This window comes from Streptomyces sp. NPDC006385, from assembly GCF_040612485.1.
In the GTDB taxonomy this organism is placed as follows: domain Bacteria; phylum Actinomycetota; class Actinomycetes; order Streptomycetales; family Streptomycetaceae; genus Streptomyces.
The window spans coordinates 104336-126259 of record NZ_JBEXQG010000004.1; the positions used below are offsets into that span (position 1 = coordinate 104336).

The window sequence follows — 21924 nt, forward strand, 5'->3', positions numbered from 1 at the left end:
CCGAGTAGGGGACGTTCCGCGCGCGGGCGGGGGCGTCGTACGGGCCGACTACTCTGGGAGGCTGACCCACGCGGCGGAGCCGCACATCAACACAGCCCCCTGGGCAGGAGAAAAATGGCCGTCAACCTGGTCAATGTCGAGAACGTCAGCAAGGTGTACGGCACCCGTGCCCTGCTCGACGGTGTGTCGCTCGGCGTCTCCGAGGGGGACCGCATCGGCGTCGTCGGGCGCAACGGCGATGGCAAGACGACCCTGATCCGGATGCTGGCCAAGCTGGAGGAGGCCGACACCGGCCGGGTCACCCACTCCGGCGGGCTGCGGCTCGGGGTGCTCACCCAGCACGACTCGCTCGACCCCGAGGCGACCGTCCGGCACGAGGTCATCCGGGACCTGGCCGACCACGAGTGGGCCGGGAACGCCAAGATCCGCGACGTGCTCACCGGGCTGTTCGGCGGCCTCGACCTGCCCGGCTTCCCCCAGGGACTCGACACCGTCATCGGCCCGCTCTCCGGCGGCGAGCGGCGGCGCATCGCGCTCGCCAAGCTGCTCATCGAGGAGCAGGACCTGATCGTCCTCGACGAGCCCACCAACCACCTCGACGTCGAGGGCATCGCCTGGCTCGCCCAGCACCTGCGCGAACGGCGCTCGGCCCTCGTGTGCGTCACGCACGACCGCTGGTTCCTCGACCAGGTCTGCACCCGCATGTGGGACGTCCAGCGCGGCACCGTCCACGAGTACGAGGGCGGCTACTCCGACTACGTCTTCGCCCGCGCCGAACGCGAGCGCATCGCCGCCACCGAAGAGGTCAAGCGGCAGAACCTCGTGCGCAAGGAGCTGGCCTGGCTGCGCCGCGGCGCGCCCGCGCGCACCTCCAAGCCGCGCTTCCGGGTCGAGGCCGCCAACGAGCTCATCGCGGACGTACCGCCGCCCCGGGACAGCAGCGAGCTGATGAAGTTCGCCTCGTCCAGGCTCGGCAAGACCGTCTTCGACCTGGAGGACGTGACCGTCCAGGCCGGCCCCAAGATGCTGCTCAAGCACGTGACATGGCAGCTCGGCCCCGGCGACCGCATCGGGCTCGTCGGCGTCAACGGCGCGGGCAAGACCTCACTGCTGCGGGCGATGGCCGAGGCGGCGCGGACGAACGGCGAGACGCAGCCGGCCGGCGGGCGGATCGCCGTGGGCAAGACCGTCAAACTCGCCTACCTCTCCCAGGAGGTCGACGAGCTCGACCCGAACTGGCGTGTCCTGGAAGCCGTTCAGCGCGTGCGCGAGCGCGTCGACCTCGGCAAGGGGCGCGAAATGACCGCCGGACAGCTCTGCGAGACGTTCGGCTTCGGCAAGGAGAAGCAGTGGACGCCGGTCGGGGACCTGTCCGGCGGTGAGCGGCGCCGGCTCCAGCTGCTGCGCCTGCTCATGGACGAGCCGAACGTCCTCTTCCTCGACGAGCCCACCAACGACCTCGACATCGAGACCCTCACCCAGCTCGAGGACGTCCTCGACGGCTGGCCGGGCTCGATGATCGTCATCTCCCACGACCGGTTCTTCATCGAGCGGACCACGGACCGCGTGTTCGCTCTGCTCGGCGACGCCACCCTGCGGATGCTGCCGCGTGGCATCGACGAGTACCTGGAGCGGCGCCACCGCATGGAGGCGCAGGTCGCCGCCACGGCCACCGCCCCGGCCGCCGAGAGGGCCGTACCGGAGAAGAGCGCCGCCGACGCGCGCGCCGCCAAGAAGGAGCTCCAGAAGATCGAGCGGCAGCTCGACAAGATCTCCGAGAAGGAGACCTCGCTGCACACGCGGATCGCCGAGCACGCCACCGACTTCGCGAAGGTCGCCGAACTCGACGCGGAACTGCGGGACTTGGCCGGTCAGCGGGACGAACTGGAGCTGCGCTGGCTGGAACTCGCCGAGGACGCGTAGCACCGCACACGTCTCCCGCGTACCCCGCTCAGGGCCTCGGCGAGGGCGGGAGGAGCGTTGCGTGAAGGGGGCGTGAAGGCGCATAACGGGGGCGTCACGGGCCGGTTCTCCCTTGGGAACAGGGGTGGACACGGCCCGGTGCGCTGTCCGTGGCGAGTGATAGAAAGGTCCGTCTGAGAACAGTCTGAGAACCGCGGGTGTGGCGAAAACGTGACGGCACAGGACGTGCCACCACACCGGGTCACAAGGGGGAACCGCTCATGAGCCAGCCGCCCAACCAACCGCCGCAGGGCGGTTTCGGCGCACCGCAGGATCCGCGGCAGAGCGGCTTCGGGGCACCGCAGCCCCCGGAGCAGGGCGCTCCGCAGACCCCGCCCCCGCCGCAGGGCGCCCCCCAGACCCCTCCGCCGCCGCAGGGCCCGCCCCAGCAGCCGCCGCCCCCGCAGGGCCCGCCGCCGGCCGCCCCGCAACCCGGCTACGGCTACCCGCAACAGCCCGGCCAACCCGGTCAGCCCGGCCCCTACAACTCCGGCCCGTACGCCCAGCCGCAGCCGCAGCCGCAGCCGGCACCGTACGGCTATCCGCAGCAGCCCGGCCCCTACGGCCAGCAGCCCGCCCCCGGGTACGGCTACCCGCCCCAGCCGCCGTACCCGGGCGCGCCCGGCGGTTCGCGCAACCCCTTCAAGGGCAAGCCCGCCCTCGCCATCGGCGCGGCGGTCGCGGCGCTGCTCGTCATCGGCGGCACCGTCTACGCGGTGACCAGCGGCGGTGACGACGACCCGAAGAAGCCGGTCGTCCAGGGCAGCAACGACCCGAAGGGCTCCCCGTCCCCGACCGACCCCGAGACCGGCGGCAGCGGCGCGGGCGGCGCGGACCCGGAGAACCTCAACGGGGGCCGCCAGCCCGGCGAGGCGAAGGTGCTCTGGTACAAGCAGGCGCCCGACGCGCCCAAGTCCGGCGCCGACGCCCCCGGCCTGTGGATCACCGACCAGGCCGCGGTGAAGGCGGCGTACAAGCAGGTCTTCGCCTACAACATCACCGACGGCGAAGAGACGTGGGAGCCGATCACCCTCCCCCAGAAGATCTGCGCGGTCACCCCGCAGAAGTCGGCCGACAACAAGATCGTCGTGGCGTACGAGAGCGGCACCAGCGACCGCGCCAAGTGCAACCAGCTCCAGCAGATCGACCTCACCACCGGAGCCAAGGGCTGGAAGGCCACGGTTGCCAACGGCGGGCTGTTCGACAACACCATCAAGATCGACCTGTCCATCACCGGCACGACATTGATGGTGGGCCGCGCGCAGTCCGGCACGGCGTACGACGTCGACAGCGGCGACAAGCTGTGGGAGAAGGAGCGGTACGGCGACAAGTGCTTCCCGGACGCGTTCGCGGGCGGCGAGAAGCTGATCGCCGTGGCGTCCTGCGACGCCAGCGGCTCCAACGAGCACGACGAGATCCAGGAGCTGGACCCGGCGACCGGCAAGGCCAAGTGGACCCAGAAATACGACAAGGGCTGGCAGATCGCCCGCGTCTTCTCCATCGACCCGCTGGTCGTCTACAGCACCAACGAGGACAAGAAGGCCTGGAACATCTCCACCCTCGGCTCCGGCGGCAAGTTCCGTTCGGAGGTCGGTGTCGACCTGAACATCGGCGTCGAGTGCGGCTGGGCCATCCTTGAGCGCAACCTGCGCGGCTGCGCCGGCGTGGCCGCCGACGCCGACACGCTCTACCTGCCCACCCAGGCGACCTCCAGCGCCAACGAGATCGTCGCGATCGGCCTCTCCGACGGCAAGGAGAAGTGGCGCGTCAAGTCCCCGGCGGACGAGCCGATGATGCCGGTCAAGGTCGAGGACGGAAAGCTCATCGCCTACGTCAAGCCGTCGTACGACGCGGGCGGCCAGGTGGTGTCGATCCCGGTCACCGGAAGCAGCCACCGTCCGGCGAAGCTGCTGCAGAACCCGGCGGGCGCCGCGCGCGTCGAGAACGGCTTCTTCTCCCGGATCTACGACTGGGGCGACGGGCGCTTCTACCTCGCGAGCACCCGGCTGAGCGGCAACGACGAGGCCAAGGAGAAGCTGATGCTCGCCTTCGGCGAGTGAGGCGTGCGCAGGGTGCCCCCTTCTGCGCTCCCCGCGTCCCCGCTCTCCACCGTCCCACCGCGTCGTCCGCCGCTCCCCTCCTCCGAGGTGCCCACGCCATGACCCAGCCGCCCCCACCGCCGCATCAGCCCCCGTCCGGGGGAGGGTTCGGCCCGCCGCAGGACCAGCCGCCCCAGCAGCCGCCGCCCGCGCAGCCTCCGCAGGCACCACCGGCTCCCCCGTCGGGCGGGGCGCCGGGCTACGGCTACCCGCAGGCCCCCCAGCCCCCGCAGCCACCCCAGGGCGCACCCACGCCACAGCCCGGGTACGGCCACCCCCCGGCGCCCCACATGCCGCAGGGAGTCCCGCAGGCCCCGCCGCCCGGGTACGGCCACCCCGGGCAGCAGCCCGGCGCGTACGGTCAGCCGCAGAACCCGTACGGGCAGCCGCCCGGCTACGGCTACCAGCAGCCGAACATGCCGCCGCACCCGCAGCACGGCGGGCCGGGCGGTGGCGGCCGGAAGACCAGCACGCAGCTGGCCGTCATCGTGGCGGCCGTCGTCGCGATCGCCCTGGTCGTCGGCGGCGTGTGGTACGCGAAGTCCGGTGACGAGGGCGGCAAGGACGACACCGCGAACTCCAGCGGCGGCACCGGCGGCGACAACGCCGACGGCGGCGGCACCACCACGCCCGGCAAGGAGAAGGTGCCCTCCGACCCCAACTCCCGGGTTCTCTTCCAGATCCCGTCGCCCGCCGTCCCGGACGACACCAGCATCTCCGTGTCCGGCTCGTGGCTGACCGACAAGGCGTACGTCAAGAGCGGCGTCTCCGAGATCGTCGGCTACGACCCCGACAAGGGCACGAAGCTGTGGACGATCAAGCTGCCGGGCCCCGTGTGCCGGGCCAGCGAGCACATGACCGAGGACAACCTCACGGCCATCGCCTACGAGCCCGCGAAGCCGACCGAGAAGAGGCCCTCGCACGGGTGCAGCCAGGTCGCGGCGATCGACCTCGACGCCGGCAAGAAGCTGTGGACGAAGACCGCCGAGGTCAACGGCCGGCAGATCTTCTACGACAACATCACCGTCAGCGGCGGCACGGTCGCCGCGGGCGGCACCAGTGGCGGCGCCGCGTTCGACATCGAGTCCGGCAAGCAACTGTGGGTCCCCAAGGCCGACGACAGCTGCTACGACCTCGGGTACGCCGGCGGCCCGAAGCTGGTCGTGGTGCGCAAGTGCGGCTCCTACGACACCCCCCAGCTGAACATCCAGACCATCGACCCGACGTCCGGGAAGGTGATCTCCGAGTACAAGATGGCCGAGGGCGTCGAGTACGCCAGCGTGATCTCCACCGAGCCGCTCGTCGTGGCCGCGGAGCTCGGCAAGACGGACTCCATCGGCATCTCGGACGTCTTCTCGATCGACAACAAGACCGGCAAGCTGCGCATCCGCATCTCCGTGCCGGCCGCCCAGTACGCGGCCCGCTGCTCCGGCGTCACCACGATCGAGGCGTGCACGGGAGTCGTGGTCGGCAACGACCGGCTCTATGTGGAGACCAAGCAGCACCAGGGCGGCGGGGAGTACGGCCAGACCAACGAGATCGTCGCCTTCGACCTGGGCACCGGCAAGCAGACGGGGCAGCGTGCGGACGCGGGCGACCGCTACACGATCACGCCGCTGCGGATGGACGGTGGCAACGTGATCGCGTACAAGCGTCCGCCGTACGACAAGGGTGGGCAGATCGTCAGCATCGACGGCGGGAGCTTCAAGGAGACGAAGCTGCTGGAGAACCCGGCGGCGAGGACGGTGCGGGACGTGGAGACCCGGATGCTGCCGGAGTACGCCGAACTCCTCTACTCGCAGGGGCGGCTGTACATGTCGGCGCGTTTCGCGAGTGAACTGGGCAGTGCGTACCAGAAGAGGTACCACGTGATCGCGTTCGGCGTGAGCGGCTGATCCTGTCTGCTGGGGAGCGGGCGGGCCGCGGCCGTACGCGTACCGCTGATCGTCCTCGAATGCGGGGAAAGCCAGAAAATCCGCCGTTCCGGGGCACTTCTCACCGGTAGGGGGAGCGCAACGTCGAACAAGCGTGTAGCTTCCGGGGGCAAGAAGGGTGGGGGAGCCGGGAGGGGGCTTCTGTCCGCACGGACCAGTGGGCATCCATAGGGGGGCGTCGTCCGGACCGGCGTGGCCGGTCCTGGGCGTCCTGGGTAGTGATGGGGATCCGCTGGGGGCACTGGGGGACTGGGGGGTTGCTCGATGGGAGTGCGGCTCATGGTGGTCGACGACCACCGATTGCTCGCCGAGGCGCTGGCCTCGGCACTGAAGTTGAGGGGGCACCGGGTGCTGGCCGCGGCGGCGCCGGCCGCGGGGGCGGCGGAGCTGGTGATCACGCGGGCGCCCGAGGTGTGTCTGGTGGGGACGGCGACACCGGCCGAGCCGGGGATCTTCGATCCGGTCGTGAAGATCAAGCGGGAACGGCCGCAGGTGGCGGTGCTGGTGCTCGGTCCGGTGCCGAGTCCGCGCGGCATAGCGGCGGCTTTCGCGGCGGGGGCCTCCGGCTATGTACGCCACGACGAGCGCATCGAGGGTGTCGAGCGGGCGATCATGAAGGCGCGGGCGGGGGAGGCGGCGGTGGCGCCGCAGCTTCTGCAGGGCGCGTTCAGCGAGTTGCTCAACCCCGTGGCCCAACCGGACGACGAAGGCCAGCGGTTGCTCCAGATGCTCACCCCGCGAGAGGTCGAGGTCCTGGTCCGAGTGGCCGATGGCGAGGACACCCGGCTGATCGCCGCGGGCATGGGCATCGCACCGTCGACGGCGCGTACGCATGTGCAGCGGGTGCTGATGAAGCTGGGCGTCGGGTCGAGACTGGAGGCGGCGGCGTTGGCGGCGCGGACGGGGTTGCTGGACCGGGCGGGACCCCTCCCGCACACGTCCGGGGAGACGGAGGTGGGGCGGGAGTCGTAACAACTCTTGCCCCGCCCCTGCCCGTGGCCCGCTCGGCCGAACCGCGGCTTCGTCGTCTTCCAGTCGCCGTCCGCGCTGATCACCGCTGTCCGTGTGCCGAGTCGTCGCGTTGGTCACGCCGTCCCTACTGCCGATCACCGACGCCCTGCCCATGTACCAGCAGATGGCGCCGTCTGTACCAGCAGATGGCGCCGTCGCTCCGCGGCGCCAGAGGCCGGGGATGGCGGCGCGGGTGACCGCGACCCAGGGGCAGCGGGGACGACGAGATCAGCGACAGCAGAGCACGAGCACGCTCATGAGCCCGCGCCGTCTTCTGCTTCGTCCGATCCGTCTCATCGGCGATATTCTGGAGGTAGCGCACAAGGTGTGCGCACATCATGTGCGAAAGGCCGGTGCATGAGCGCGACGAACATCGAGGTCAACCCCGAGCTGCTGGCCGATGCCATGCGTCTGCTGGGGACCAGGACCAAGAAGGACACGGTCAATACGGCACTGCGGGAGGTCGTCCAGCGTCTGAGGAGGCTGGAGGCGCTTGAGCAGATGACAGCGCGTGCCGCACGAGGTGAACTCGATCCCGCCATTCATGCGTACGAGGCCCGCAAGAGCGCGCAGCGGAGCGGCGCGTGATCGGCTCCTATCTGATCGACACCTCAGGGATCTGGCAGATCCTTCGTAACAGGGACGTCCAGACCCAGTGGATCGGGCCCATCGAGGCAGGGCTGCTCAAGGTCTGTGCCCCGACCTGCCTCGAATATCTGTACTCGGCGGAGAGCCCCGCCGGCCGGGACGAGATGGAGGCAGAGCTGGTCACCCTCTTCGAGGGAGTCGCCGTCCCCAAGGACGCGTGGCGCTGGGCCGAGAACGCCCAGTACAAGCTCACTCAGAAGGGGCAGCACCGCGGTCCCGGGCCGGTTGATCTGGTGCTGTGCGCCACCGCCGTTCACCACGGTCTCACCTTGCTGCACGCGGACAACGATTTCGCCACCGTCTCCCGAGTCCTCCCCGAGGTCGTGGAACGGGACATTCGGCGTGCCGAGTCGTCCCCGCTTGGCTGAGCGCGGCACGGCCCGGTGTCCGAGCCTGTTCAACAGACCCCGGCGCCGTGTCCCGGTCGGCTATTCGGAAGGCCCGTCTTCCTGCGACGGCAGCGGCGGCGTCGGATGTGCCATGGGCCGCAACTTCAGCCACAGCAGGAAGAAGACCCCGAGGGCCAGCATGCCGAGACCGGTCCAGAGGTTGATGTTGACGCCCTCCGCCTTGTCGATCGCGGCATCGTCGTCGGTGAGCCCGGTGATCGTGACGATGACGCCGTAGATCACGAACAGGCCCCCGATGATGCGCCGGATGTCGAAGAGGCGGGCGGCCGTCGCGGACTTCTCCTGGAGTTCGGTGACTTCGCGCAGGACGTCCTTCTCGGAGTACCCGGAGTGTTCGGGATGTTCGGTCATGGTGGGTCGACCTCCGGTCGTCAGAAGGAGAACGGGACGTAGCAGACGGCCGCCAGCACCACCGCGCCCCAGCCCAGCAGCGCCGGCTTGCGGTACCAGGCCTCGTCACCGGGGGCGGGCGGCTCGGTCATGCCGGGGGAGCTGGTTCCGTAGACGAGGCCCTGGAGTTCCTCCGCCGGTTTGGGAGCCGTGAAGAGGGAGACGGCGGCCATGACGACCGCCCCCGCCACGAAGCCCGCGATCGCGGAGACGAAGTTCGCGCCCTGGTCGGAGGGGATGGAGACGACGTCCTGCTTGTAGAGGACGAAGTAGTTCACCATCGCCGCTGTCGTGCCTGCCAGCAGGCCCCAGAAGCCCGACTTCATCGACGCCCGCTGCCAGAACATGCCGACGACGAAGACCACGAACATCGGCACGTTGAAGAAGGAGAACAGCGTCTGGAGGTAGCTCATGATGTTGGAGAACGACGAGGCCAGGAACGCCGTGCCGATCGACGCCAGCACGCCGATCGCCGTGATCAGGCGGCCGAAGCGGACGTAGTAGCCGTCCTCGCGGCCCTTGACCACGTACCGCGCCCAGATGTCGTTGGTGAACACCGTGTTGAAGGACGACACGTTCGCCGCCATGCCCGCCATGAAGGCGGCGAGGAGGCCGGTCACCGCGATGCCCAGGACGCCGTTGGGCAGGAGCTGTTCCATCAGGTACGGGATGGCGTCGTTGTACTGGAGGTCGGAGCCCGCGGTGCCGATCTTCGGGACCAGGACGGCCGCGGCCAGACCCGGGATCATCACCAGGAACACGATGAAGATCTTCGGGAACGCCGCGATCAGCGGGGTGCGCTGGGCCGCCGAGAGGTTCTTCGCGGACAGGGCGCGCTGCACCTCCGCGAAGTTCGTCGTCCAGTAGCCGAAGGAGAGCACGAAGCCGAGGCCGAGCACGATCGTCAGCCAGTTCGCGCCCAGCGGGTTCGCCTCGCCGATGCCCGTCCCGCCCCACGCGGTGACGAAGTCGTCGCCGCGTGACTTCGTCAGGGAGTCCGTCAGGCCGTCCCAGCCGCCGACCTTCTTCAGCGCCAGGATGGTGATGGGGATGAGGGCCGCGAGGATCACGAAGAACTGCAGGACCTCGTTGTAGATCGCGGAGGACAGGCCGCCGAGGGTGATGTAGGCGAGGACGAAGAAGCCCGCGACGACGATGGCCACCCACTGGGGCCAGCCGAGCAGGGCCTCGACGACGATCGCCAGGGCGTACAGGTTCACTCCGGCGATCAGGACCGCGGCGAAGGCGAACAGGATCGAACTGAGCAGATGCGCCGACTTGTCGAAGCGCAGGAGCAGGAACTCGGGGACCGAGCGGACCTTGCTGCCGTAGTAGAAGGGCATCATCACCAGGCCGAGGAAGACCATGGCCGGGATGGCGCCGATCCAGTACCAGTGCACGGTGTAGGCGCCGTACTGCGCGCTGTTCGCGGCCATGCCGAGGATCTCGGTGGCGGCCAGGTTGGCCGAGATGAAGGCGAGACCGGTGACCCAGGCGGGCAGTGAGCGGCCGGAGAGGAAGAAGTCGAGGCTGGTCTTCACCGAGCGGCGGGCGGCGAAGCCGATGCCCAGCACGACGAGGAAGTAGATGCCGAGGATCGTGTAGTCGAGCCAGTTCGTGGGGAGCCGAAGCTCGGCGGCGAGGTAGGTGGGGGATTCTGTGGGGGTTTGCATACGTACTCGCTTCGTTTCGCGAACCGATACAGAGCGGAACCTGCGCCCCTGCGTTCAGTAATTGAACACGTCAGCTGATGCTTTTTGATTGATTGCGATGTTGACTGTCGTGGTGAGTTGTGTTTCTCTGTGTTTAGTTCTGTTTGATGGAGTCTCGGAAGACCTGAGTGGCTCGAAATGGAGTCCGCCGTGAAGAAGACCTCGACCCAACTGGCCGACGGTCGTGAGCTCGTCTACTACGACCTGCGCGACGACACGGTGCGCGACGCCGTCGACCGCCGTCCGCTGGACCGGACGGTCACCACGTCCGAGGTCCGCCACGACGTGCTGCTCGGCGACGCGGTCGCCATCGCCTCCCACCGGCAGGGGCGGACGTACCATCCGCCGGCCGACGAGTGCCCGCTGTGCCCCTCGGAGGGCGACCGCCTGAGCGAGATCCCGGACTCCTCCTACGACGTCGTCGTGTTCGAGAACCGCTTCCCCTCGCTCGCCGGCGACTCCGGGCGCTGCGAGGTCGTCTGCTTCACCTCCGACCACAACGCGTCCTTCGCCGACCTGACCGAGGAGCAGGCGCGGCTCGTGCTGGAGGCGTGGACGGACCGGACCTCGGAGCTGTCATCGCTGCCCTCCGTCGAGCAGGTGTTCTGTTTCGAGAACCGCGGCGCCGAGATCGGCGTGACGCTGCAGCACCCGCACGGGCAGATCTACGCCTACCCCTTCACCACCCCGCGCACCGCCCTGATGCTGCGCTCCGTCGCGGCCCACAAGGACGCCACCGGCGGGGAGAACCTCTTCGACGCCGTCCTGGAGCGTGAACTCGCCGACGAGCGGGTCGTCCTGGAGAGTGAACACTGGGTGGCCTTCGTGCCGTACGCCGCGCACTGGCCGTACGAGCTCCACCTGTACCCGAAGCGCCGGGTGCCCGATCTGCTCGCGCTGGACGAGGAGGCGCGCACAGAGTTCCCCCAGGTGTATCTGGAACTCTTGAGGCGCTTCGACCGGATCTTCGGGGAAGGTGAGCCGCCCACGCCGTACATCGCCGCCTGGCACCAGGCGCCGTTCGGGCAGCTGGAGGACTTCGAGGGCGTCGTCCGTGAGGACTTCGCGCTCCACCTCGAGCTTTTCACCATCCGCCGCACTTCCGGCAAGCTGAAGTTCCTCGCGGGTTCCGAGTCCGGCATGAACGTGTTCATCAACGACGTGCCGCCGGAGCGCGCGGCCGAGCGACTGCGAGAGGTAGCGAGTTCATGAGCGGGAAGTATCTGGTCACCGGTGGCGCGGGCTACGTCGGCAGTGTCGTCGCCCAGCACCTGATCGAGGCGGGCGAGGAGGTCGTCGTCCTCGACAACCTCTCCACCGGCTTCCGCGCGGGTGTGCCGTCCGGGGCGTCCTTCATCGAGGGCGACATCCGCGACGCCGCCAAGTGGCTGGACTCCTCCTTCGACGCCGTGCTGCACTTCGCCGCGTTCTCGCAGGTCGGCGAGTCGGTCGTGAAGCCCGAGAAGTACTGGGACAACAACGTCGGCGGCACCATGGCGCTGATCGGTGCCATGCGCGAGGCGGGCGTGCGCAAGCTCGTCTTCTCCTCCACGGCGGCCACCTACGGCGAGCCGAAGGAGGTGCCGATCGTCGAGTCGGCGCCCACGCGGCCGACGAACCCGTACGGCGCCTCCAAGCTCGCCGTCGACCACATGATCACCGGCGAGGCGGCGGCCCACGGACTCGGTGCCGTGTCGCTCAGGTACTTCAACGTCGCGGGCGCCTACGGAGACTGCGGCGAGCGCCACGACCCCGAGTCGCACCTCATCCCGCTCGTCCTCCAGGTCGCCCAGGGCAAGCGCGACGCGATCTCCGTCTACGGCGACGACTACCCGACGCCCGACGGCACCTGCGTCCGCGACTACATCCACGTCGCCGACCTCGCCGAGGCCCACCTGCTGGCGCTGAAGGCCGCCCGGCCCGGTGAGCACCTCATCTGCAACCTCGGCAACGGCAACGGCTTCTCCGTCCGCGAGGTCATCGAGACCGTCCGGCAGGTCACCGGTCACCCGATCCCCGAGGTCGTCGCCCCGCGCCGGGGCGGCGACCCGGCGGTCCTCGTCGCCTCCGCCGACACCGCCCGCGAGCGGCTCGGCTGGAATCCGTCCCGCGCGGACCTCGCGGGGATCGTCGCGGACGCCTGGGAGTTCGCGCAGCGCCGCGCAGGTTAAGTTCTACGGCTAGTCGGCCGGTCAACTCACCGGCCGAGCGGGCCGGTTCAGCAGGGAAGGTCAGGGTCAGGGGATGAGCGTCGACACGGCAGCCGCGGTCGCCGAGCGGTTCAAGGAGCTGTACGGGGCCGAGCCGGAAGGGGTGTGGGCCGCGCCGGGCCGGGTCAACCTGATCGGCGAGCACACCGACTACAACGACGGCTTCGTCATGCCGTTCGCGCTGCCGCACACCGCGGTCGCGGCGGTCTCGCGGCGCGACGACGGCGTACTGCGCCTGCACTCGTCGGACGTCGAGGGCGGCGTCGTGGACCTGCGCGTCGACGACCTGGCGCCCGAGTCGGACCGCGGCTGGACGGCGTACCCGTCGGGTGTGGTCTGGGCGCTGCGCCAGGCCGGCCACGCGGTGACCGGCGCCGACATCCACCTCGCCTCGACGGTCCCGGCGGGCGCGGGCCTGTCGTCGTCGGCGGCGCTGGAGGTCGTCGTGGCGCTGGCGCTCAACGAGTTGTACGGGCTCGGCCTCAAGGGCTGGCAGCTGGCCCGCCTGTGCCAGCGCGCCGAGAACGTCTACGTCGGCGCCCCGGTCGGCATCATGGACCAGACGGCGTCCGCCTGCTGCGAGGCCGGCCACGCCCTGTTCCTCGACACCCGGGACCTCTCCCAGAAGCAGATCCCCTTCGACCTGGCCGCCTTGGGGCTGCGCCTGCTGGTCGTCGACACCCAGGTCAAGCACTCCCACAGCGAGGGCGAGTACGGCAAGCGGCGCGCGGGCTGCGAGAAGGGCGCGGCGCTGCTCGGCGTGGACGCCCTGCGGGACATCGCGTACGACGACCTGGACGCGGCGCTGGAGCGGCTGGGCGACGAGGAGGAGGTCCGCCGCCTGGTCCGGCACGTGGTCACGGAGGACCAGCGCGTCGAGCGGGTCGTCTCCCTGCTGGAGTCCGGCGAGACCCGTGCGATCGGCCCGGTCCTGACCCAGGGCCACGCCTCCCTGCGCGACGACTTCCGCATCTCCTGCCCGGAGCTGGACCTGGTCGTGGACACCGCCCTGGCGAACGGCGCCCTGGGCGCCCGCATGACCGGCGGCGGCTTCGGCGGCTCGGCGATCGTGCTGGCCGAGGCGGCCGACGTCGAGACCCTCACCAAGGCCGTCGAAGAGGCGTTCGCCGCGGCCGGTTTCACCGCGCCACGGGTGTTCGAGGCGGTGCCGGCGGCGGGGGCACGGCGGGTGCGGTGACCCCGAGAAGTGCGGGGCCGCGGTCCTGACAGGTGCGGGCTGAGGGCGGTGCCTTCAGCCCGCGTCCCTTTCCACCCGCACCCGCGTGGTGCCGCGCAGCGCCGCGAACACCAGCCCCTCCACGTCTTCCCGTGCCACGTTCCCGCCCCTCGTCAGGCCGTTGAAGACCAGTCCGTCGACGCAGTGCAGCAGCGTCCGCGTGCGGGCCGCCGGGTCCGGGGTGCCATGGACGGCCAGGAAGGTGCGGACGGCGGTGTGGGCCGCGTTGTCGTGCGGAGTGAGGATCTCGCGGAGCTCGGGGTGGCGGACGCTCTCCATCGTGCAGGCGTAACGGGCCAGAGTGCGGCGGCGGGCGGGGGCGGAGAGGCGGAGTTCGACGAACTCGGTGAGGCGGTCGACGAGGTCGGCCGCCGTGCGGAGCGTCGGCATGGTCTCGCCGGCCGCCTGAAGTTCCGCCTGGTCCAGCTCGACCAGACGCCGGACGAGGGCGGTGAGAAGGGCCTGGCGGGTGCGGAAGTACGCCGAGGTCGTGCCTGGAGGCAGGCCCGCCGCGCGGTCCACGGCCCGGTGGGTCAGGCCCCGCACCCCTTCCTCGGCGAGCACGGTGATGGCGGCGTCGGCGAGGGCGGTGCGTCGTTCGGTTGCCACGACCCCTTTCTACAGCAGCGGAAGTCCTGCCCTATGCTCAGCTTTCTACACATGTAGAAGGAGGGGTTCGTGAGGGGGCGCAGTGCGATCGTCGTGGGCGGAGGCATCGGTGGGCTCGCCGCCGGTCTCGGGCTGCGGCGCGTCGGATGGGACGTGACCGTCGTCGAGCAGGCACCCGTCCTCGCCGACGTCGGCGCCGGGATCTCCCTGGCCGCCAACGGCATCCACGCCCTGGACGCCCTCGGCGTGGGCGAAGCCGTGCGTGCCGCCGGCCGCGGGCAGTACACCGGCGGTACCCGTACCCCCGGCGGGCGCTGGCTCATGCGGATGGACGGGGCCGCCGTCGAGCGCGCCGTGGGCACACCCATCGTCGGCATCCCGCGGGCCGCACTGCACCGGGCGCTGCGCGCGGCCCTCCCGCCCGAGTCGCTCGTCATCGGCACCGAAGCGACCGGCCTCGACCTCCGCGACCCCGCCCGACCCCGCGTCACGACCCGCGACGGAGCCCCGCTCGACGCCGACCTCGTGATCGCCGCCGACGGCGTCGACAGCCGTCTGCGCGCCACCCTCTTCCCCGGCCACCCCGGCCCCGCCTACAGCGGCTCCACGGTGGTCCGCGCCCTCACCGCGCACCCCGTCGACCTGCGTACCGACTTCGAGCTGAGCTGGGGAAGAGGCGCGGAGTTCGGGCACATCGCCTTCAACGACGGGCGGGCCGAGTGGCACGCGGTCGTCAAGACGGCGGCGGGCGTACGGCATTCCGACCCGCTCGGCGCCGTGCGCCGCCGGTTCGGCGACTGGCACGACCCCGTGCCCACGCTGCTCGCGGCCACCCGCCCCGCCGACGTCCTCCACCACGACGTCCACGAACTCGCCGTCCCCCTGCCCTCCTACACCGTCGGTCGCGTCGCCCTGCTCGGCGACGCCGCGCATGCCATGACCCCGAATCTCGGGCAGGGCGCCTGCCAGGCCCTGGAGGACGCGGTCGCCCTGGCCGCCGCGCTCGCGGCCGAGCCCACGCCCGAGGCCGCCCTCATCCGCTACGACGCCGAGCGCCGCCCCCGCAGCCAGGCGGTCGCGCGGGCCGCCCGCCAGGCCGGTCGCCTGGGGCACCAGCTCACCCACCCGCTCGCCGTCGCCGTACGCGACGCGGCCGTCCGCCTGACCCCGTTCGCCCTCGCCAGGCACGGCGTCCTGCGGCACCACGCCTGGACGCCGCCGCGGCTCACCCCAGCCGTTTGACGAGGGTGTACTCCGTGATCCCCGGCGGATAGTCGGGGATCACGCACACCACGTCGTACCCCTGCCTCTTGTAGAACTCCGGCGCCTGGAAGTCCCACGTCTCCAGGCGTACGGCGGTGCAGCCCCGTTCGTCGCGGGCCACCCGTTCCGCGCGTGCGAGCAACTGCGAACCGAGACCGGCGCCGCGGTGGCGTTCGTCGACCCAGAGGTACGTGACGTGGAGCCAGCTGGTCCAGGTGTGGCCGACCAGCCCGCCGGCCACGGCGCCGGAGCCGTCCAACCCCCAGACCTGGAGCGGGCGTTCGCGTTCACCTGGGGTTCCGCGCAGGGCGCGCAGGATCGGGGAGGCCGCGGTGTTGGTGTCCCGCAGCCGGCGGCGGAGCAGATCCTGGCGCGATGTGTCGACTTCTGTCTCCAGACGAAACATGCGGCTCACCATAAACGCGTCGGCGAACCAGTTCTGCAAATTGCCTTCCGCTCCCGCCACCCGGCCGTACCCTGATGAACAGCATCGGTGGGGGCCGGTGCTGATCAGGGGGCGAGACAGTCGGGTTCGGCGCCCGAAGTGGGGGTAGCGGTTCTTGCACGGCGGCGGCCGTGCGGCCGTCCCCGCTTCGGGCGTCGCGCCTGCGACGGTGTTCGTCTCCCGGTGTCGTCCTCATGACGATGGGGTATCCCCTGCTCTTCGGGAGCGTGGGGAAGGGGGTTTCGTGGTTCGCATCCGAGTCCTGGTCGTCGACGACCATCGCATCTTCGCCGAGTCGCTCGCCGCCGCCCTGGCCGCCGAGCCCGACGTCGACGTCTCCGCCGCGGGCAGCGGTCCGGCGGCGCTGCGCAGCCTGGAGCGCGCGGCCGCCGAGGGGCGCCGGTACGACGTGCTGCTCGTCGACGCCGACCTGGGTGGCAACGTGCCGGGGGTCCGGCCCGCCGTTCCCGTTCAGGAGGTGGGTGAGGACGGGCTCGTCGACGGCATCTCGCTGGTCGCCGGAGTCCGCTCCGCGCAGCCGGCCGTACGGATCGTCGTCCTCGCCGAGAAGGACGATCCGCGCCGGGCCGCGCTGGCCCTCCAGGCCGGGGCGTCCGGATGGGTGGCCAAGGACTGCTCACTGTCCCGGCTGCTCACGGTCATCCGCGGGGTGCTGCGCGACGAGACCCATCTGCCGCCCGCCCTGCTCACCGGGGTGCTGCGGGAGCTGACCGCCGCCCGCAAGCACCGCACCGAGAGCGAGCGCCTGGTCGAGTCACTGACCCCGCGCGAGCGGGAGGTCCTGCGCTGCATGGTGGCCGGCCTGGGCCGCAAGGCGGTCGCCGAGCGCCTGTTCCTGTCCCCGCACACCGTCCGCACCCACATGCAGAACGTCCTCGGCAAACTCGGCGTCCACTCCACCCTCGCCGCGGTGGCGCTCGCGCGCAGGGCGGGGGTGGGACCGGTCGACCTGTCCGGGGACGTGGTCGAACGGGGCGGTCAGCTGGCGTAGGGCTCCGGGGAGGGAACCCGACCGGGGAGCGTTCCCTCAGCCACCCGCGCACACCGCGCACACCGCGCACACCGCGCCCCCGGGGCCGCCGTCGCGTTCGCGCGCCGTGTGGGGGTCGGGCCGATTGCCCGGTCCGGGGATGTCGTGGGATGAGCGCCGGGGTGCCTGGGCGGCGTGGCCGCCGTTCTGCTTGACGGGCTGGGCCGCGGGCCGGCGGCCGGCGTCGAGTGAGGAGCTTGGCTGGTCGAGGGTGTGCTTCGCCGGTGGTGCGGTCGTGTTCGCGGGGTGGGCCGGTTGCTCGGTCCGGGGATGTCGTGGGGTGGGGGTCCGGGTGTCTTGGCGGCGCGATGATGGCCTTGGGTGTCGTGTCGCGGCTCGCCATGCTGGCGGCGCCGCTCCGTGAGGATGGCCTTGGGTGTCGTGGCCCGCCGTTCTCCATGGCGGGGGCCACAGCCGTGGCGGCGGCCGGCGTCGAGTGAGGAGCTTGGCCGGTTGGGGGTGTGCTGCGCCGGCGGCGCCGTCGCGTTCGCGTGCCGTGTGGGGTCGGGCCCTCGGTCTACCCGGGGATGTTGTCGAACGGGGCCGTCAGCTGGCGTAGCAGGCCGGCCAGTTCGCCGCGCTGGGCGCGTGACAGCTCCGCGAGGATGGCGCGCTCCTGGTCGAGGAGGCCGGCGAGGGCCTGGTCCGCGCGGTCGCGGCCCTCGTCGGTGAGGCGGACGAGGACTCCGCGCCGGTCACTGGGGTCGGGGAGGCGCTCGACCAGGCCCTTCTTGGCCAGGCGGTCGATGCGGTTCGTCATCGTGCCCGAGGTGACCAGGGTCTGCGTCAGGAGCTGGCCCGGGGAGAGCTGGTACGGAGTTCCCGCGCGCCTGAGCGCGGTCAGCACGTCGAACTCCCAGGGCTCCAGGTTGTGCTCGGAGAAGGCCAGCCGGCGTGCGCGGTCCAGATGCCGGGCCAGTCTGCTCACCCGGCTGAGCACCTCGAGCGGTTCCACGTCGAGGTCCGGGCGCTCCCGGCGCCACGCTGCGACCAGCCGATCGACCTCGTCCTCCATGGCGATCAGTGTAGTGGTTGTGTCGACATGAAGTCTCTTGACGTCAAGATACCTGGGAGGGCAGGCTGGAAGCGACAGACAGGAGGCCCCGCCCATGTCCGCTGCCGCCGCCCCCACCCCCACCTGGGACCCCGCCCAGTACCTGCGCCACGCCGGCCACCGCGCCCGCCCCTTCACCGATCTCCTCGCCCGCGTCCCCGACCTGCCTCAGGACCCGCCCCGCATCGCCGACCTCGGCTGCGGCCCCGGCAACGTCACCGCCCTGCTCGCACAGCGCTGGCCCACCGCGCACATCACGGGCTACGACAACTCCGGCGAGATGCTCGACAAGGCCCACAGCGAGCACGAAGGGCCGACCCCGGGCGGCGGCCGCCTCGACTTCGCCCACGCCGACGTACGGACGTGGACGCCCGACGAGCCGTACGACCTGATCGTCAGCAACGCCACGCTGCACTGGGTGCCGGACCACGTGGGGCGCTTCGGCGCCTGGGTGGCGGGCCTGCGCCCCGGCGGCACCTTCGCCTTCCAGGTCCCCGGCAACTTCGACGCCCCGAGCCACCGCCTGATGCGCGACCTCGCAGACCGGTACGGCCTCACCGACACCCTGCGCCACGAGGACGCAGTCCTCGCCCCGGAGGCGTATCTGCGGAGGCTGGCCGACCTGGGCTGCGTGGCCGACGTCTGGGAGACGACGTACATCCACCTGCTGACCGGCGAGGACCCCGTCCTCGACTGGGTGAAGGGAACGGGCCTGCGACCGGTCCTGACGGCGCTCGCCGACACCCCCGACCGGCATGAGGCCTTCCTGCACGACTACCGGGCTGCCTTGCGCGAGGCGTACCCGCCCGGCCCGCACGGCACCCCCTTCCCGTTCCGCCGCATCTTCGCCGTGGCTCGCAAGGAGGCGTGATGATCACCGCCGTCGACCACGTCCAGCTCGCGGCCCCGCCCGGCTCGGAGGAGCAGCTGCGGGCGTACTACGCGGGCGTCCTCGGCATGACCGAGATCCCCAAGCCGCCGGTACTGGCAGCGCGTGGCGGATGCTGGTTCCGGACCGGGGCAGTGCAACTGCACGTGGGCATCGAGGCGGACTTCCGACCCGCCAAGAAGGCACACCCCGGGCTGCGGGTGGCGGGGATCGAGCGGTACGGGGCCCGGCTGGCGGCCCATGGAGCCCCGGTGGAGTGGGACGAGAACCTGCCGGGGCACCGACGCTTCTACTCCTACGACCCCGTGGGCAACCGCCTGGAGTTCCTGGAGCCGGTGGGGCTCAGGATGTGCGGCCGAGATGAGTGACGAGGATGTGGATCACTTCGTCGTCGATGACATAGAGAACGCGGTAGCCGCCCACGCGCAGGCGTCGGATGTCGACTCCGTAGGCGACGGAGTTGATGGGACGCGGCGCTTCGGCGAGGGCGTCGACGGCTTCGTAGACCGCGGCGAGTCCGACCGGGTCGTCCTTGAGGAATCGGACGGCCGCGTTCGTGGCGCTCGGCTCCCAGATGATGCGGTAGGTCACGGGCGCAGCCCCAGAATGCGGCCGACTTCCTCATGCGGAATGGCGCCCTCGCCGAGCGTGCCCTCCGCCTTGCGCCGCTGATAGTCCGCGACGGCGAGGGCGTCTTCGAGATCCTCTATCACCTGCGGAGAAACAAGCAGGGCTGCCACATGCCCGTGGTCGGTGATGGCGATGGTCTCGCGGCTGTGCGCCGCGCGCCGGACCAGGTCGCCGAGCTGGGAACGGGCAGCGCTGATCGTGATCTCAGTCATGTGCACATGATGGCACAAGGTTCATCTTGTGGTGCCGAAGCTCATGGAACCTGGAACCGCTGTTTGGGCGCCACGGCGAGGGTCACCCGCTGAGGTGACCACGACGTCAAGCCTTGCGAGGAGTGAGGGACGTGGCGAAGGAAGAGAAGGCCAGGGGCAAGAAGGAAGAGCTCAAGGGCAAGGCCAAAGAAGCCATGGGCCGCACGGTCGGCAACGAGGGGCTGACCGCCGAAGGCAAGACGGAGAAGAGGAAGGGCAGCGCCCGCCAGATGAAGGAGAAGGGGAAGGACACCTTCAAGGGCTGAGCCTGCGGCACCCGAGGTGCGTCAGCTCTTGCGGTGCCCTATCAGCCGCGGCTTCGGCTCCAGGCCGTCCAGCCCGTGCCACGCCAGGTTCACGAGATGGGCCGCCACCTCCGCCTTCTTCGGGCGGCGGACGTCCAGCCACCACTGGCCGGTCAGGGCGACCATCCCGACCAGGGCCTGCGCGTACAGCGGGGCGAGCTTGGGGTCGAAGCCGCGGCTCTTGAACTCGCGGCCCAGGATGTCCTCCACCTGGGTCGCGATGTCCGAGATCAGCGAGGCGAAGGAACCCGTCGACTGGGGGATGGGCGAGTCACGGACCAGGATGCGGAAACCGTCCGTGTACTCCTCGATGTAGTCCAGCAGCGCGAACGCCGCCTGCTCCAGCAGCTCACGGGGATGGCCGGCGGTCAGCGAGCCCGTCACCCCGTCCAGCAGCCTCCGCATCTCACGGTCCACCACCACCGCGTACAGCCCCTCCTTGCCGCCGAAGTGCTCGTACACCACCGGCTTGGACACCCCGGCCTTCGCCGCGATCTCCTCCACCGACGTGCCCTCGAAACCCTTCGCGGCGAAGAGGGTGCGACCGATCTCCAGCAGCTGCTGGCGGCGCTCCGCACCAGTCATCCGGGTACGGCGCGCCCGCCGCTGCTTGTCGTTGCCGGGGGTACTGCTCGAGTCGGTCGCCACAGCGACCATCATGCCGCCTTGACGGGCTCCTTCCCGTGCCGGGAGCCGCCTTCCCCGGTGTTACGGCGTGAATCGATACGCGAGCGTGACGGCCAGCGCACGTCGTACGCCCAGCCGAGCATCTCGAACCAGCGGATCAGGCGGGCGCTCGAATCGAGCTGGCCGCGCATCACACCGTGCCGTGCGGACGTCGGGTCGGCGTGGTGCAGGTTGTGCCACGACTCACCGCACGACAGGACGGCCAGCCACCACACGTTGCCCGAACGGTCACGCGACTTGAAGGGGCGCTTGCCGACCGCGTGGCAGATCGAGTTGATCGACCACGTCACGTGGTGCAGCAGGGCCACCCGGACGAGCGAACCCCAGAAGAACCCGGTGAAGGCGCCCCACCAGGACATCGTGACCAGACCGCCGATCAGCGGCGGCAGCGCCAGCGACACCACCGTCCACAGCACGAACTGCCGGGAGATGGTGCGCAGCGTCCTGTCCTTGATCAGGTCCGGGGCGTACTTCTCCTGCGACGTCTGCTCCTCGTCGAACATCCATCCGATGTGCGCCCACCACAGGCCCTTCATCAGGGCCGGAAGGGTCTCGCCGAACCGCCACGGCGAGTGCGGGTCGCCCTCCGCGTCGGAGAACTTGTGGTGCTTGCGGTGATCGGCCACCCAGCGCACCAGCGGACCTTCGACCGCCATGGACCCCGCGATTGCCAGCGCGATCTTCAGGGGCCGCTTGGCCTTGAACGAACCGTGCGTGAAGTGGCGGTGGAAGCCGATCGTGATGCCGTGGCACCCCAGGTAGTAGAAGAACACCAGCAGACCGAGGTCCAGCCAGCTCACCCCCCAGCCCCACGCCAGCGGCACGGCCGCCAGCAGCGCGAGGAACGGGACGGTGATGAAGAGGAGGAGGGCGATCTGCTCGATGGAGCGCTTCTGCTCGCCGCCCAGCGTGGCGGTAGCGGAGGCGGCTGCGGCGTCGGTGTCCTGACCGGGCGCCTTCGGGGCGTCTTCGATCACGTCGGAACTACTGGTCATACGCGTCCCCTGGGGGGTCTGTGGATGGAGAGGGGGTAGCCGGGCCACGGGAACCCGTGCGGTGCTTCCTACGGTTCCGTAACCTACGGCATCGTAAGTATGGCAGTGCGCCGCCCGGCGGCAAGAGCCCGA

General features: G+C 70.6%; 23 protein-coding genes. 14 read left to right on the forward strand and 9 right to left on the reverse strand.

The annotated features are described in order from the left end of the window. Positions 1-114: 114 nt before the first annotated feature. The 6 genes from ABZ078_RS04360 (at position 115) to ABZ078_RS04385 (ending at position 8022) form a co-directional block, all read left to right on the forward strand. Complete coding sequence (locus tag ABZ078_RS04360; RefSeq protein WP_356571480.1) at positions 115-1923, forward strand: ABC-F family ATP-binding cassette domain-containing protein; 1809 nt, start codon at positions 115-117, stop codon at positions 1921-1923. Positions 1924-2183: 260 nt separating this feature from the next. After that, on the forward strand, positions 2184-4022 hold the full coding sequence (locus tag ABZ078_RS04365; RefSeq protein WP_356571482.1) for a PQQ-binding-like beta-propeller repeat protein: 1839 nt from the start codon (positions 2184-2186) through the stop codon (positions 4020-4022). A gap of 98 nt (positions 4023-4120) precedes the next feature. Next, positions 4121-5956: a PQQ-binding-like beta-propeller repeat protein gene (locus ABZ078_RS04370; protein WP_356571484.1), complete on the forward strand. Its 1836-nt coding sequence runs from the start codon at positions 4121-4123 to the stop codon at positions 5954-5956. 303 nt (positions 5957-6259) lie between these two features. Continuing rightward, a complete protein-coding gene (locus ABZ078_RS04375) occupies positions 6260-6967 on the forward strand; it encodes a LuxR C-terminal-related transcriptional regulator (protein WP_356571486.1) in 708 nt (235 codons plus the stop codon). A 396-nt stretch (positions 6968-7363) separates the two neighbouring features. Further along, a complete protein-coding gene (locus ABZ078_RS04380) occupies positions 7364-7594 on the forward strand; it encodes a type II toxin-antitoxin system VapB family antitoxin (protein WP_356571488.1) in 231 nt (76 codons plus the stop codon). After that, complete coding sequence (locus tag ABZ078_RS04385) at positions 7594-8022, forward strand: PIN domain nuclease (protein ID WP_356571701.1); 429 nt, start codon at positions 7594-7596, stop codon at positions 8020-8022. The genes ABZ078_RS04380 and ABZ078_RS04385 overlap by 1 nt, the downstream gene beginning before the upstream one ends. Before the next feature lie 60 nt (positions 8023-8082). On the opposite strand, the gene ABZ078_RS04390 is transcribed toward ABZ078_RS04385, so the two are convergent. Next, on the reverse strand, positions 8083-8415 hold the full coding sequence (locus ABZ078_RS04390; protein WP_356571490.1) for a hypothetical protein: 333 nt from the start codon (positions 8413-8415) through the stop codon (positions 8083-8085). A gap of 20 nt (positions 8416-8435) precedes the next feature. Continuing rightward, the gene (locus ABZ078_RS04395) at positions 8436-10127 is read right to left on the reverse strand and encodes a sodium:solute symporter family protein (RefSeq protein WP_356571492.1); all 1692 of its coding nucleotides are present in this window, start codon (positions 10125-10127) and stop codon (positions 8436-8438) included. 189 nt (positions 10128-10316) lie between these two features. Between ABZ078_RS04395 and galT the strand changes: the two genes are divergently transcribed. From galT to galK, 3 genes are all read left to right on the forward strand, one after another. Beyond that, on the forward strand, positions 10317-11378 hold the full coding sequence (gene galT, locus ABZ078_RS04400; protein ID WP_356571494.1) for a galactose-1-phosphate uridylyltransferase: 1062 nt from the start codon (positions 10317-10319) through the stop codon (positions 11376-11378). Beyond that, positions 11375-12337, forward strand: a complete 963-nt coding sequence (gene galE, locus ABZ078_RS04405; RefSeq protein ID WP_356571496.1) for a UDP-glucose 4-epimerase GalE — start codon at positions 11375-11377, stop codon at positions 12335-12337. The genes galT and galE overlap by 4 nt, the downstream gene beginning before the upstream one ends. Positions 12338-12410: 73 nt before the next feature. Beyond that, a complete protein-coding gene (gene galK, locus ABZ078_RS04410; protein WP_356571498.1) occupies positions 12411-13574 on the forward strand; it encodes a galactokinase in 1164 nt (387 codons plus the stop codon). Positions 13575-13628: 54 nt separating this feature from the next. On the opposite strand, the gene ABZ078_RS04415 is transcribed toward galK, so the two are convergent. Beyond that, positions 13629-14222 carry a TetR family transcriptional regulator C-terminal domain-containing protein gene (locus ABZ078_RS04415; protein WP_356571500.1) on the reverse strand — a complete coding sequence of 198 codons (594 nt, stop codon included), beginning with the start codon at positions 14220-14222 and terminating at the stop codon, positions 13629-13631. Between the two features lie 69 nt (positions 14223-14291). Between ABZ078_RS04415 and ABZ078_RS04420 the strand changes: the two genes are divergently transcribed. Beyond that, positions 14292-15464 carry an FAD-dependent monooxygenase gene (locus ABZ078_RS04420; RefSeq protein WP_356571502.1) on the forward strand — a complete coding sequence of 391 codons (1173 nt, stop codon included), beginning with the start codon at positions 14292-14294 and terminating at the stop codon, positions 15462-15464. Here ABZ078_RS04420 and ABZ078_RS04425 read toward each other — a convergent pair. Beyond that, positions 15448-15903 carry an N-acetyltransferase gene (locus ABZ078_RS04425; RefSeq protein WP_356571703.1) on the reverse strand — a complete coding sequence of 152 codons (456 nt, stop codon included), beginning with the start codon at positions 15901-15903 and terminating at the stop codon, positions 15448-15450. The genes ABZ078_RS04420 and ABZ078_RS04425 overlap by 17 nt on opposite strands. 271 nt (positions 15904-16174) lie before the next feature. Here ABZ078_RS04425 and ABZ078_RS04430 point away from each other — a divergent pair, with 271 nt between their 5' ends. Then, on the forward strand, positions 16175-16942 hold the full coding sequence (locus ABZ078_RS04430) for a response regulator transcription factor (protein WP_356571504.1): 768 nt from the start codon (positions 16175-16177) through the stop codon (positions 16940-16942). A 556-nt stretch (positions 16943-17498) separates the two neighbouring features. Here the strand turns inward: ABZ078_RS04430 and tamR are convergent. Continuing rightward, positions 17499-17996: a MarR family transcriptional regulator TamR gene (gene tamR, locus ABZ078_RS04435; protein WP_004000571.1), complete on the reverse strand. Its 498-nt coding sequence runs from the start codon at positions 17994-17996 to the stop codon at positions 17499-17501. A 94-nt stretch (positions 17997-18090) separates the two neighbouring features. On the opposite strand from tamR, the gene ABZ078_RS04440 reads away from it, so the two are divergent. Together ABZ078_RS04440 and ABZ078_RS04445 are read left to right on the forward strand one after the other, a co-directional pair. Next, positions 18091-18906 carry a trans-aconitate 2-methyltransferase gene (locus ABZ078_RS04440; protein WP_356571506.1) on the forward strand — a complete coding sequence of 272 codons (816 nt, stop codon included), beginning with the start codon at positions 18091-18093 and terminating at the stop codon, positions 18904-18906. After that, the gene (locus ABZ078_RS04445) at positions 18906-19292 is read left to right on the forward strand and encodes a glyoxalase (protein WP_356571508.1); all 387 of its coding nucleotides are present in this window, start codon (positions 18906-18908) and stop codon (positions 19290-19292) included. The genes ABZ078_RS04440 and ABZ078_RS04445 overlap by 1 nt, the downstream gene beginning before the upstream one ends. Here the strand turns inward: ABZ078_RS04445 and ABZ078_RS04450 are convergent. Both ABZ078_RS04450 and ABZ078_RS04455 read right to left on the reverse strand, forming a co-directional pair. Next, the gene (locus ABZ078_RS04450) at positions 19267-19515 is read right to left on the reverse strand and encodes a type II toxin-antitoxin system RelE/ParE family toxin (RefSeq protein ID WP_356571510.1); all 249 of its coding nucleotides are present in this window, start codon (positions 19513-19515) and stop codon (positions 19267-19269) included. The genes ABZ078_RS04445 and ABZ078_RS04450 overlap by 26 nt on opposite strands. Further along, positions 19512-19766, reverse strand: a complete 255-nt coding sequence (locus ABZ078_RS04455) for a type II toxin-antitoxin system Phd/YefM family antitoxin (RefSeq protein WP_356571512.1) — start codon at positions 19764-19766, stop codon at positions 19512-19514. Before ABZ078_RS04455 ends, ABZ078_RS04450 begins: the two co-directional genes overlap by 4 nt. Before the next feature lie 131 nt (positions 19767-19897). Between ABZ078_RS04455 and ABZ078_RS04460 the strand changes: the two genes are divergently transcribed. Beyond that, positions 19898-20071 carry a CsbD family protein gene (locus tag ABZ078_RS04460; RefSeq protein WP_356571514.1) on the forward strand — a complete coding sequence of 58 codons (174 nt, stop codon included), beginning with the start codon at positions 19898-19900 and terminating at the stop codon, positions 20069-20071. A 21-nt stretch (positions 20072-20092) separates the two neighbouring features. Here the strand turns inward: ABZ078_RS04460 and ABZ078_RS04465 are convergent, their stop codons facing one another. Beyond that, a complete protein-coding gene (locus tag ABZ078_RS04465) occupies positions 20093-20770 on the reverse strand; it encodes a TetR/AcrR family transcriptional regulator (RefSeq protein WP_356571516.1) in 678 nt (225 codons plus the stop codon). Continuing rightward, positions 20767-21792 (reverse strand): fatty acid desaturase, encoded by a 1026-nt coding sequence (locus ABZ078_RS04470; protein ID WP_356571518.1) that lies wholly within the window; start codon positions 21790-21792, stop codon positions 20767-20769. The genes ABZ078_RS04465 and ABZ078_RS04470 overlap by 4 nt, the downstream gene beginning before the upstream one ends. Positions 21793-21924 lie beyond the last annotated feature (132 nt).